The 12,579-nt window shown below is 47.8% G+C and carries 8 protein-coding genes; 3 read left to right on the forward strand and 5 right to left on the reverse strand.

Features of this window, described 5'->3' with window-relative positions; genetic code table 11:
• Positions 1 to 25: 25 nt before the first annotated feature.
• From MHM95_RS08640 to prlC, 4 genes are all read right to left on the reverse strand, one after another.
• Positions 26 to 1,969: a methyl-accepting chemotaxis protein gene (locus MHM95_RS08640; RefSeq protein ID WP_235419298.1), complete on the reverse strand. Its 1,944-nt coding sequence runs from the start codon at positions 1,967 to 1,969 to the stop codon at positions 26 to 28.
• A gap of 101 nt (positions 1,970 to 2,070) precedes the next feature.
• Entirely contained in the window at positions 2,071 to 2,829 is a 759-nt protein-coding gene (locus tag MHM95_RS08645) for a class I SAM-dependent methyltransferase (protein WP_130148631.1), read from the reverse strand.
• 72 nt (positions 2,830 to 2,901) lie between these two features.
• A complete protein-coding gene (locus MHM95_RS08650) occupies positions 2,902 to 3,948 on the reverse strand; it encodes a response regulator (protein ID WP_045979654.1) in 1,047 nt (348 codons plus the stop codon).
• 127 nt (positions 3,949 to 4,075) lie between these two features.
• A complete protein-coding gene (prlC, locus tag MHM95_RS08655; RefSeq protein ID WP_235419297.1) occupies positions 4,076 to 6,115 on the reverse strand; it encodes an oligopeptidase A in 2,040 nt (679 codons plus the stop codon).
• A gap of 138 nt (positions 6,116 to 6,253) precedes the next feature.
• Between prlC and gorA the strand changes: the two genes are divergently transcribed.
• From gorA to MHM95_RS08670, 3 genes are all read left to right on the forward strand, one after another.
• Entirely contained in the window at positions 6,254 to 7,612 is a 1,359-nt protein-coding gene (gene gorA / locus MHM95_RS08660) for a glutathione-disulfide reductase (protein ID WP_022944254.1), read from the forward strand.
• Positions 7,613 to 7,866: 254 nt separating this feature from the next.
• Entirely contained in the window at positions 7,867 to 8,304 is a 438-nt protein-coding gene (locus MHM95_RS08665; protein WP_022944255.1) for a thioesterase family protein, read from the forward strand.
• Positions 8,305 to 8,308: 4 nt separating this feature from the next.
• Positions 8,309 to 9,361 carry an aldo/keto reductase gene (locus MHM95_RS08670; RefSeq protein ID WP_045979671.1) on the forward strand — a complete coding sequence of 351 codons (1,053 nt, stop codon included), beginning with the start codon at positions 8,309 to 8,311 and terminating at the stop codon, positions 9,359 to 9,361.
• Positions 9,362 to 9,383: 22 nt separating this feature from the next.
• Here the strand turns inward: MHM95_RS08670 and MHM95_RS18875 are convergent, their stop codons facing one another.
• Positions 9,384 to 12,473 (reverse strand): ATP-binding protein, encoded by a 3,090-nt coding sequence (locus MHM95_RS18875; RefSeq protein ID WP_235419296.1) that lies wholly within the window; start codon positions 12,471 to 12,473, stop codon positions 9,384 to 9,386.
• Between the last annotated feature and the right edge of the window lie 106 nt (positions 12,474 to 12,579).

Genomic DNA, 12,579 nt, shown 5'->3' on the forward strand with positions numbered 1-12,579 from the left:
TATTTATTTCCTCTTTTAAACGGGGTTAAACCGATTGATTATCAAGCCCTAGGCTAGCACGAATACTTTGCATTTGTTGCTGCAGGCTCAGGTGAATATCTTTAACCCGGGTATCCGATGCGCTAATTTGCGTTTGCATATCTTGCATGGAGCGCTCGAATTCAATCAGCATATCACGCTGGCGATGCGCATAGTCGGTTGCTTGTGCCGCCACTTGGTTAGCATGCTCTGCGCTTTGAGAGATATCTTCGGCGTTACGCTTAAGCTCTTCGGCGTTGTCTGTTTGTGCTTGCGCTTGCGTTGCCAACTCGCCAATGTGTTGTGACACGCGCTGCGAATTAGCACTTAAACTATTGAGTTGGGCGTGAATATCGCCCAAAGAAGCTTGTGTTTGCTGCGCCAGTTTACGCACCTCATCGGCCACGACAGCAAACCCTCGGCCATGTTCACCAGCACGAGCCGACTCGATAGCAGCATTAAGCGCTAGCAAATTGGTTTGCTCGGCAATGGTATTGATCACATCCAACACCTTGGAGACATCCTCAACACCAGCGAGTAACTGATTAAGACTTTGCATGCCTTGCTCAATACGTTGCTCGGTGGTCGACGAAGCCGCTAACATAGCATCGGCGAACCCTAAGCTTTGCGCCATGGTGGTCAGCGTATGCTGGGCGTTATCAGCCACTTGGCTATTCACCTCATTGACATCATCGCCAATACGTTGCACTTCACCGAGTAAGGTTTGACTGTGCGACGCATGTGCTGAGGTTTGCTCAGCACCACTGCGAATATGCTGCAGGTTATCGCTCATGTCACTCATAAACTCATTGATCACGCGCAGCATCTCTTGGCGCTCACGCACTTCATTGCGTTGGCGCTCTATAAGCTGGTTAAAGTAATCCGCAATTTCGCCTACTTCCGTTTCGCTATTTTTGCTTACTATGGGGTTAAGTTCGTTGCTTTCTATGAGTGTGGCGAAGCCGTCTCGCAATTGGCGCAGTGGGTTCAGCACTTGCGAGCGCTGCAACCAATATACCGCTGCAGCCAAAATAAATAACAAACCAATGGCAATGCCAAATACCACTAAAAGGCGTTGCTTGAGAACATTCTGAGCCGCGCGCAGCTGCTGTTCAGCATCAATAACCACATCAACGACACTGCTTACTTCTGTACGCAGTTGCATTATGCCCTGCTGGTGAATTTGGCCTTGTTCAATGGTACTTTGCAAATCGCGCGGATAACGTTTTGGCCAGCTGCGGATCTCCGCTTTGATATCGCCGGCGAGGTCTTCAGGCTCAGCACCAAAAAACAACTCGTCTTCATCTACCTCACTCATCACCCCGAGGTTTTCGGTATTTTCAATCTCTGCCGCTAAAGCATTCAACTGCTTTACCGCTTGTTCAACCGCTACCTGCTTGTCGGCGCTATAACCTTGGTACAACGCTTGAGTTGCGAGACTTAAATCAAGGACGCCTTGGTAATAATCTCCCGCCAACTCAATGTACCTTGAGGCACTGCCGCGCTTATCTTGCGGTGCTTGTTGGGCATAATTAATTAACGAGGTTGCCGAGCCCGCCATTTGCCGAAGTGCGTTATCTAATAACGCGGTTTCATTTCCAGAGAGCTTACCCAGAGCGCGATAATCGCCGTCAATGCCACCGAGCAGTACTTGCAAACGGGTATTGAGCTGGCGCTGCAATTGCGCCGACAACGAGGGCAAGTATTGATTTTGAATAGTTTCGATACGCTGTTTGGCGTCTACCAGATTTTGCGCATCTCCAGTACTTAAGTAGTCTTCGATGTCACCCGATAAGCCGATGATAATGTCATTTTTAAGAGCGCCATAGTGGGTGTTTTGTTGCTCCAAAGAGACTAAGGTTTTAGATGCCCACCACAGTACAGCAACAAGCACCAAACTGGCTGTTGAGAGCAACAGTGCTACCAAACGAGTAAAAGTAGAAACACGCATAAAAAACCCCACCAATGCAAGTGGGGATAGCGTATTACTTATTTATGACAGTTGTATTAAAAAACACATATAGGAGATATTGAAGGCGCCACCGACTTGGTTTATTTCATGGCCGCATTCACATACACATCAAAGCGGTTTTTCTTGGTTTTTATTTGTGTGCTAGGCGTTTTACCTTCTAAAAACGGGGCGTAGTCAGGGCGCTTTACCACAACCCGTTTTGTCGCTAATGAAAGAGCCGGTGCTAATAACGCATCCGCGTCTTGATCATCCCCCACTAAGGTTTGAAATACGCGCATCTCCTTTTTTACCAAAGCCGACTTTTCTCGGTGCGGGAACATAGGATCAAGGTACACGACATCAACAGGCTGCTCACTACTGACAATGGGTAATAACTGCTGCGACGCGCCATGCTCTAAGCGCATACGCTCACGCATCCAAGGGCCAATTTCGCTATCCATGTAAGCCCGCTCTAGACCATCGGCAAGTAATGCAGCAACCACAGGGTGGCGTTCAAATAGAGTCACTGTGCATCCAAGCGATGCCAGCACAAAAGCGTCTCTTCCTAGCCCTGCGGTGGCATCAAGAACATGGGGAATTGCGCCTTTGTTTAGCCCCACTGCTTTGGCAATCGCTTGGCCTTTGCCGCCACCGAATTTACGACGGTGCGCAGCGCCGCCGCTGACGAAATCAACACGAATAGGCGCGAGTTTTGGCTCATCCCGTTTCACCAAAGATAAGCCGTGTTCATCGTACTGAAGATAAAAAGTGTCGTTGTCGTTATACTCTGCTAGTTGAAAACGTGTTGCTAGGGTATCAACATAGCCTTGTGCCTGCGGAATTCGGCAATAGATTTGCACAGCTCGCTCCAAGAAATCACCAAGGCGTCCATAATAACAAAAGTTCGTTATTCGCAGGGACTAAATTCCCGCCTAAAACAGCTCAACATCCGTTTGACTGCTGCACTGTTGTTCTGAAGGGGGTTGGGCGAACTGCTCAATATAATGAATTAGCTCATTGCGAATACTTTGTAACTGCGCGCCTTGAGTGGCAACTAGGCGCAATAACTCTTTTTCACCATGGGCCTCAAGCTTGTTCATTAACTGGCTTTCAAACGCCATAAACGCTTCACCAAATAATGCTGCGCAGCGCAGTGCTTGGTCACTGTTTTCCATATCCTGTAGCTTCGCGTTCGTGGCCTCTAATAAGTGTGGGAATAAATCTTTATAGCGCCCATACAACGCACTGTCATCAATGGGCATATTTTTTATTAATAATGACACTTTGGGGTAATTGATAATGGTGTTGTCGTCAAAATCAACGAAGCGCTCGCCGTGGCGCTGTTGCAACAGTAGCTCCTGCTCTAGCGGACACTCTGCGCCATGGTTAGCAAAGAACTGATGCTCATCCTCGTGCCAAAACGCCACCACGACGTCGAGCCGCATTGGTTCAAAAAACGCCAAAAAGTTGCGCGATAAGCTCGCTAAGTCATGAGTAGCAAACGACTGACTGACAAAGCGCATAACACGTCCCATATCTCCCGAGTCGGTCATGGCCATCTCAGCGGTACTTTGGGCCCGATTTACTTCGTGTTCTAACTCCTTAGAGCGCTGTTTGTATTGGTACAAGACATCAATACGCGCTGCCAGCTCGTCACTGGCAAAAGGTTTAATGATGTAGTCATCAGCACCGGCATTATAACCGCGAATACGTTCTTCTAAATCTGCACGACCGGATAAAAATAGTATGGGAATGCCTTGCGTAAGCTCATTATTTTTAAGTTCTTTACATACCGCATAACCATCCATTTTGGGCATTTCAACATCAAGCAAAATGATATCAGGCTGGTGCTTTTGCGCTTGACGTATGCCTTGTTCGCCGTTTTTTGCGTGGATCACCTGAGCAACCCCAGATAACGCTTCTTCCACTAGATGGTGAATCACTTTGTCATCGTCGATGGTCAGCACTATTTTCGCCATTGGCCACTCGCATACTTAGAAAAGTTACTATTAGCATAGTATGAGTGACTGATTTTGCGAGAGAAAGTGAGAGTTTTATAGGGGAGGAAAAGCAAACAGCGCCCGCAGGCGCTGTCAGTTGTATGGCTTAAGCCGCAATGCCACTGTGCCTAAGCAATGCGTCAACGGTTGGCGCACGACCACGAAAACGCTCAAATAGCACCGCTGGCTCTTCAGAGCCGCCTTTTTCCAAGATATTGGTTAAAAAAGCACGACCGGTATCGCTATTAAAAATGCCCTCTTCTTCAAATTTAGAAAAGGCATCGGCCGAGAGCACTTCTGCCCACTTATAAGAATAATAACCCGCGCTGTAACCGCCGGCAAAAATATGCGCAAAACCATGCTGGAAGCGATTGAAACTCGGCGGCTGAATAACTGCCACCTGCTGGCGCACCTTATCGAGTATGATTTGAATTTCACTGCCCGCAGTGGGGTTGTAATCGGCGTGAATATGAAAATCAAATAACGAAAACTCGAGCTGGCGAACCATCTGCATAGCGGATTGGTAGTTCTTTGCCGCGAGCAGTTTTGATAGCAGCTCTTGCGGTAAGGGCTCGCCACTTTCATAGTGGCCAGAGATAAAGGCAAGTGCCTCTTTCTCATAGCACCAGTTTTCTAAGAACTGGCTTGGTAATTCCACCGCATCCCAAGCCACGCCGTTTATACCAGCAACGGCAGCGGCATCCACTTGAGTCAACATATGGTGCAGACCATGGCCAAATTCATGGAACAAGGTGACCACTTCATCATGGGTAAACAGTGCCGGCTTATCCCCTATTGGGCGGTTAAAGTTACACACTAAATAGGCGACTGGGGTTTGCAATTGCCCACCTAAGCGTACTTTTCGGCCCATGCAGTCGTCCATCCAAGCACCACCGCGCTTGTGCTCACGGGCATACAAATCAAGGTAAAAACGCCCGCGCAGCGTGTTATTACCATCATAAATGGCGAAGAAACGCACATCGTCATGATATGTATCGATATCTTGCTGCTCTTCAACACGCACACCAAACAGTTGCTCAACTGTTTTAAATAGACCACTGAGGACTTTATCTTCAGGGAAGTACGGGCGTAATTGTTCGTCGCTGATGGCGTACTTTTCTTGCTTTAGCTTTTCACTGTAGTAGGCATAGTCCCACGCTTCGAGCTGATCAATATCGTGTTTTTCTTTGGCATAGGCACACAGCTCCTCTAGCTCTTTTTGCGCTTGTGGTCTCGACTTTTCCGCCAAGTCATTTAAGAAGCCAAACACTTGCTCAGTGGAGTCTGCCATTTTAGTGGCTAACGACATTTGCGCATAGTTTTCAAAACCCAATAACTGCGCCAATTCATGACGCAGTGCCAATTCCTCATCCATTATAGCGCTGTTGTCGTATTCACCGGCATTGGGGCCCTGATCGGACGCACGAGTAACGAACGCGGTGTAGGCCTCTTCGCGAAGTTCACGGTTATCGGCATGGGTCATAATCGGCAGGTAAGAAGGAATATCCAGTGTAAACAACCACCCTTCTAACTCTTTGCTCTGCGCTGTTTGCGCCGCCAAAGCCTTTGCTGATTCAGGTAAGCCAGCGAGTTGCTGCTCATCGGTAATATGCTTTTGCCATGCCAGTGTCGCATCCATCACATTATTACCAAACTTAGCGGCAAGCTCACTTAAGCGACTGGATATTTCGCCATAGCGTTTTTTATCACTGGCATTCAACGCGATGCCAGAGAGCTTAAAGTCTCGTAAGGCATTATCAATAACTTTTTGTTGTGCCCTTGACAGCTGCGCGTATTCATCGCTTTGCGCTAAAGCAGTGTAAGCATCAAACAACCCTTGGTGCTGACCCACATAGGTGCTGTATTCACTTAATTTAGGTAATACTTGGTCATACACCTCACGCAGAGCTTGAGAGTTTACCACCGAGTGCATATGCGACACGGGCGAAAACAGTCGGCTTAGCTTGTCGTCCGCTTCCTCCAGCGGCATCACTAACCCTTGCCAAGTAAAGTCTTTGCCAGCAAGCACTTGTTCAATGGTTTTCTTGCACTGCTCAATACCGTGTTCCACGGCTGGCACCACATGCTCGGGTTTGATCTTTGAAAATGGCGGTAAGCCCTCAAGGCCAATCAACGGGTTGGTCATAGTAATCTCTCATTATTCGTTTAATACCTACATTCTTGGGGCGATGATGGAAAATGCAAGTGCAGATCCACCGCCTTATTTCTGCTAAGGTATGGCAATATAGTGATGACAACATCAGTTCATAGGAATAAAAAAATTATGGCTCAACATTTTGATTATATTTGTATTGGCGGTGGTAGTGGCGGCATTGGCTCGGCAAATAGAGCGGCCATGCGTGGTGCTAACGTCGCATTAATTGAAGCAACTCACTTAGGTGGCACTTGTGTGAATGTAGGATGCGTGCCTAAAAAAGCGATGTGGCATGGTGCCCAAGTTGCAGAAGCAATTAAGCTATACGCCCCAGATTATGGTTTTGATGTTGAACTAAAGAGTTTCAGTTGGAGTAAGCTGGTAGAAAGCCGTGAGGCCTATATTGGCCGTATTCACCAAGGCTACAACAAGTACTTAGCCAGCAACGGTGTAACCGTGATTAATGGTTTCGCTAAGTTTGTTGATAGCAATACCGTAGAGGTGAATGGCGAGCACTACAGTGCCGATCATATCCTTATTGCCGTGGGCGGACGCCCTATTATTCCAAATATTCCTGGTGCTGAGTATGGCATTGATTCGAACGGCTTCTTTGAACTCACCGAGCAACCTAAACGCGTTGCGGTTGTGGGTGCTGGCTACATTGCCGTAGAAATTGCCGGTGTGCTTCACGCCCTAGGCACAGAAACGCACCTATTTGTGCGCCGTCATGCACCACTGCGCAATTTCGATAACATGCTGGTAGAGACGTTAGTGGAGGTCATGAAAAAAGAAGGGCCGACCCTACATACCGAATGCTCGCCTAAAGAGGTGGTGAAAGAAAGTGATGGCAGCCTCACCATTCACTTTGAAAATGGCCACAGCCAAAATGTCGATGAAGTAATTTGGGCCATTGGCCGCACGCCTACCACCGATGCTATTAACGTTGCTGCTGCGGGTGTAGAGGTGAACGAAAGTGGTTATGTGAAGGTCGATGAGTACCAAAATACCACCGCCAAAAACGTTTATGCCGTTGGCGACATTATCGAAAATGGCATTGAACTCACACCGGTTGCAGTTAAAGCGGGCCGCTTACTCTCTGAGCGCCTTTTCAACCCAGAAATGCCTAATGCGAAAATGGATTATGACCTAGTTCCGACCGTGGTATTTAGCCACCCACCTATCGGCACTATTGGTCTCACCGAGCAAGAGGCCATCAACCAATATGGCGAAGAAAATATCAAAGTGTACAGCTCTACGTTTGCAGCAATGTATACCGCCGTCACCCAACACCGCCAACCATGCGCAATGAAATTAGTATGCGCTGGCAGTGACGAAAAAGTGGTCGGCTTACATGGTATTGGCTTCACCGTTGATGAGATGATCCAAGGTTTTGCGGTAGCAATGAAAATGGGCGCGACCAAAGCCGACTTTGATGCCGTGGTTGCCATTCACCCCACCGGCTCAGAAGAGTTTGTTACTATGCGCTAACACGCTGAGTTATTGATAACCTCTGGCAGGCTGCTCAAAGTAGCCTGCTGCCTTGTTTATTACCCTTAACTAAATTCAATCGCTCCTGCAATATACATCGACCAACCTCTCACCCTTGAGTAGCAAAAGTACTTATTAAGCTTATCAAACTACTCAAATCTCTGTTCTATTACTACGAGTAAAACACTTGTCGCTTGTTGTTTGTTTGCACAAGCTGTCGTGCTAGTCTGAGTAAAAACTCTAAGGATTTACTCATGCCAGATAAACAACAGTTTTTAGAACGCTTTCCGCACGCCTGTGAAATTAAAGTGGCTTGGGGTGATATGGATGCGCTACAACACGTCAATAACAGTATGTATTTTAAGTACTTTGAGATAGCGCGTATTGATTTCTTTGCGCAAGCGGGGCTGTTTGATCGCCTCGAGGCAGAGAAGATAGGCCCCGTACTGGCTGACAACTATTGTAAATACAAGCGCCCGGTTACCTTCCCCGACACCTTACTCATTGGAGTCAGCGTTAGCGAGATTGCCGAAGCAGGTTTTATGACTCACTACACGGTATTTTCTTGTGCCCAGCAAGCCATTGTTACCGAGGGTCAAGCTCGAGTGGTGATGTTCGATTTCAAGACATCGCAAAAAGCACCATTGAGTGATACCTTACGTACATTCCTGCATGCGAATGAAAAAGGATAACTCAATGCACTATACAAAACTTGGTCACAGTGGTTTAAACGTATCGCGGGTGTGTCTAGGGAGTATGACGTGGGGTAGGCAAAACACTCAGCAAGATGCCGATGAGCAACTCAACTACGCACTGGCTCAAGGCGTTAACTTTATTGATACTGCAGAGATGTATGCAGTTCCCCCGACGCCGGAAACCTATGGTAAAACCGAAGCCATTATTGGTGATTGGCTAAGCCGCCATAGCGACAAACGTAAGGATGTGGTTATTGCCACCAAAGTGGCAGGGAATGGCCTAGCTTGGGTCCGTGACGGCGGTGACATCACCAAAGAGTCAGTCATCAGTGCCGTTGATGGCTCGTTGCAACGTTTACAGAGCGACCATATCGATCTTTATCAAATTCATTGGCCTAACCGCACCTCGCCACATTTTGGTAAACAGTGGCCAGGTATGGTGGATTTGCAGCAAATAGATAAAAGCGCGCAGCGGGCGCAAATGCACGCTATTTTAGAGGGCTTAGATGCGTGTGTTCGTGCCGGTAAGATTCGCCACTGCGGGCTTTCAAATGAAACGCCTTGGGGCTTAAATCAGTACCTTGATCTAGCGAAGCAGTATTCGCTACCGGCCATGGTATCGATGCAAAATGAGTTCAGTCTAGTGCATGCCAAAGATTGGCCTTATCTGCTTGAGCAGTGTCACCATGAGGACATCGCTTATTTGCCTTGGTCTCCTTTAGCGGGCGGCATGCTCAGTGGTAAGTACTTAGGAGGGGCTCGGCCACAAGGCTCACGTTGGACCATTGCCCAGCGTAACGGCTTGTTCCGCGATACTCACCTTGCGCAAGAAGCCGTTGCTAAATATCAGGCTATCGCGAAAGAGCACAACATGACGGCGGCACAATTGGCCCTGGCGTGGTGTAACCAAGTGCAAGGGGTTACCTCCACAATCATTGGTGCAACCACTGTGGCACAACTTGAGGAAAACATTGCTGCATTTGATATCCAGCTTGAGGACGAAGCACTGGCGCAAATCGACTCAGTGTTAAAAGCCTATCCCGCTCCCTTTTAATGTGGAAGTAGCCTGTAACGGGCTACTTTTCTGATTTTACATCTATTTGCGTGCGCTTTTTCACATTGGCTACGCTGAGCCAGTAATACACTTTCTCTAACAGCTGATCAGCATCAACAGGTTTGGTGATGTAATCACTCATACCTGCTTGCAAGCAGCGTTCGCGATCCCCTGCCATGGCGTTGGCGGTCATCGCGATAATCGCAATGCCGGTGTAATGCTCACCCGCATCCCCTCGGCGAATCGCTAAACTGGCGCTGTAGCCATCCATCACCGGCATTTGGCAATCCATTAAAATGACGTCAAAGTGCGGATCAGCATTGAGAATATCTAACGCTTGTTTGCCATCCCCACAACTGACTAGGGTAATGGGTAAATCTTTAAAGACACCGGTCACAACCACTTGGTTAATAGCGTTATCGTCTACCACTAGCACTTTTGCACCTGAAACCGAATGAAAGTCGAGTGCGGTGACCGGTGGGCTATCACACAGTGGCTGCTCCGCCCCTTCGGCTGAAAACAAAATATGGGCCAACACCACAGCAGAAATAGGTGGTAAGAGGCATTCAACATTGTCATATTGCTCAGCAAATGCCGTATTCATTTGATACTGACTACAATTGACGATGACTTTAAGTTTTTCACTGTGCTGGGCATGTAATAAAGTATGTAAATGCGCTTGCACCTCTCGGCCTTGTTTCGTAGCGTCGACAAACAATAACAACTGATGGAAATCACCAGAAGCTGCGAGTTCGTCAACATCATGCCAGTCGGCGTCGATTACTTCTGCGCCCCACTGACGCAAATGATTAGTGATCACCTGTTTACGTATGGCCACTTCATCGATGATAACTGCGCGAGACCCAGCCAAAGGCTCAGCCATTACCGCACGGTTTTCAGCACTGCTTAACATGATATGGCCGATAAAGCGCGACCCTTTGCCAAGCTCACTCTCAACACGGATCTCGCCCCCCATCAGCTGCACAAGTTGTTTAGTGATAGCTAACCCTAGTCCGGTGCCGCCATACTTGCGGGTAATGCTGTTATCCGCCTGCGTAAACGAGTTAAAGAGATCTTTTAGCTTGCTTGGCTCAATACCCACACCTGAATCTTCTACAACAAAATCAATACGGTACTGACCTTCTTGTAGCCGACTTTGCACCTTGATTAACACATGACCATTGTCGGTAAATTTAATGGCGTTACCAAGCAGGTTGGTAAAAATTTGTCGAATACGGGTGACGTCTCCCAAAAACGTAGGTTGAGTCAAGCCACTGCTATCTAATAACAGCAACAGCCCCTTCTCTTTTGGGCGAATGGAATTGGATTGCAGTAACTCACTGAGCACCACTTCTAAATTGACACTTTGTACTTCAAGCTCCATCTTTCCTGCTTCGATTTTAGAGATATCAAGCACACTATTGATCAGCCCAGTTAGATTCGTAGCACTGGCCTGTGCTAATTGCAGATAATGGTTTTGTTGCTCGCTTAACGGCTCTTTTTTGATCAGGTTGAGCATGCCAAATACGCCATTCATGGGGGTGCGCAGCTCGTGGCTCATATTGGCTACAAATAGACTTTTGGCTTCGTTGGCTTGCTCCGCTTCCTTGCGCGTCGCTTCAAGTTGCTCTGTGCGTTCGGCTACCTTAGTCTCGAGAGAGGCATTCATACTCTGCAATTGTCGGCGTAAATTAAACTCAGTAGTATGATCATAAAGCAGCAATGCAGCCACCGCAGAAGAGGTTGGCTGCTTCTGCTCGTACACAGGTAGCACGCTAACATTGACTTGTCGTTCTTCACCATCAGCCTTACTGATACCCAATTCCATATCAAGGTGTTCACGCTTATCGATAGCGGCTTGAATTTGCTTGCATTGCCGCTCTTCGAAGCCCAACAATGTGGCAAAGTGCTGATTTTCCGAACCATTTACAGAATTAAATAACTGCTCAGCCGCCGGATTAGCACTGCACACAGCCCCTTTGCTATTTAACAGCAGCACAGGCATTGCGGTGCGTTGAAAAATGGTGTGGTACTCACGAATCGTGCGCGACAAGGTCAGCTGACGAATAACAAAATGGTGATACGTTAGGGCACTGAGTAGCAAAATAACATAGAGAATGATGAGGACCCCCAGCCACACCTGCCAACGCCTATCTATCGCCATGGCGAGACTTTCCTTACTGAGATAAAGTGCAAGGCTTAGGGCGATAGGTGTTTGTGGACTGCCAACGGTTATCGACTGCTGTTGCGCATAAACGTGTTGAGCAGAAAGCTTATCTAAGTACACCGGCATTCCCAACTCTTGTTTATTGGTGCGAACAAATTGCTGCTGCGCGGGCACGAAGGTAGCATTGAATTCATTGGCAAATAGCCAGCGTGTATCAGGATGAGCAAAAAACTGCTGTTGAGCGCCGATACCAATTAACTCTAAGCCTTGAGCAAGCCCCTGTGCTATCGAATTAATCAATACATTAGCGTCATAGTTGACGACTAATATGGCCCGGGGTTGGCCCTGCTCATCATGAATCAGTTGCGTGATGCGATAAGTCGGCTGGTAAGGCTCTTGCACGCGTCCAAACTCGTGATTCAGGTTAATATCAGAGACATAGGTTTGCTGGCTTTGCAGCTGCATACTATGGGATATATAGTCTCTGCCCCCTTTAGCTTGTAGTTGGGACTGTGGTGTACGTACTATTTCGTCGTCGACGAGCTCCACCCTAACCAATTCGGAATAATTTTTATCAGCCAAAATATAGCGAATTTGCAGCACATCTCCGTGCTCTTGAATGTAGGAGCGAAATATAGTCGCGAGGCGGTCACGCCATTGACTTAGCGATGTTTTATCTTGTTCATCAAAGCCTTGGTTATCAAGGGCGCGGATAATGCCACGATTAGGAGGAGTATTAGCAAGAAATCGAACTTGGCTGCGCCCGTATTCGAAATGCTGCTGTACGTCGTCAACTCGCATCGCTAGCTGGCTATTGATTGTTTGTTTGGCGTTACTTGCTTCGCTGCTTTGGACCAACACGTATGCGTAATAACCGACCCCCGCAAACAGGGTAGTGAGAACGGCCAGCATGACTATTAACCCGTAGCGCTCAAACCATGTCACTGTCATCGTCCCTTTAGTGATTATGCCTCATGGACTCCCGTCTTTTTAGTCTAGATGAGTTCCCGCACTTCACAACATGGATCTCGCGCTTTGTCTTCCCCTTAGA

Source organism: Pseudoalteromonas sp. CnMc7-15 (assembly GCF_022347925.1).
In the GTDB taxonomy this organism is placed as follows: Bacteria; Pseudomonadota; Gammaproteobacteria; order Enterobacterales; family Alteromonadaceae; genus Pseudoalteromonas; species Pseudoalteromonas ruthenica.

Excerpts from the sequence above, each read along its gene's own strand:
- MHM95_RS08665 (WP_022944255.1), top strand. The coding sequence starts at position 7,867 with ATGCCAGATAAACAACAGTTTTTAGAACGCTTTCCGCACGCCTGTGAA.
- prlC (WP_235419297.1), bottom strand. The coding sequence starts at position 6,115 with ATGACCAACCCGTTGATTGGCCTTGAGGGCTTACCGCCATTTTCAAAG.
- MHM95_RS08670 (WP_045979671.1), top strand. The coding sequence starts at position 8,309 with ATGCACTATACAAAACTTGGTCACAGTGGTTTAAACGTATCGCGGGTG.
- MHM95_RS08640 (WP_235419298.1), bottom strand. The coding sequence starts at position 1,969 with ATGCGTGTTTCTACTTTTACTCGTTTGGTAGCACTGTTGCTCTCAACA.
- gorA (WP_022944254.1), top strand. The coding sequence starts at position 6,254 with ATGGCTCAACATTTTGATTATATTTGTATTGGCGGTGGTAGTGGCGGC.
- MHM95_RS08650 (WP_045979654.1), bottom strand. The coding sequence starts at position 3,948 with ATGGCGAAAATAGTGCTGACCATCGACGATGACAAAGTGATTCACCAT.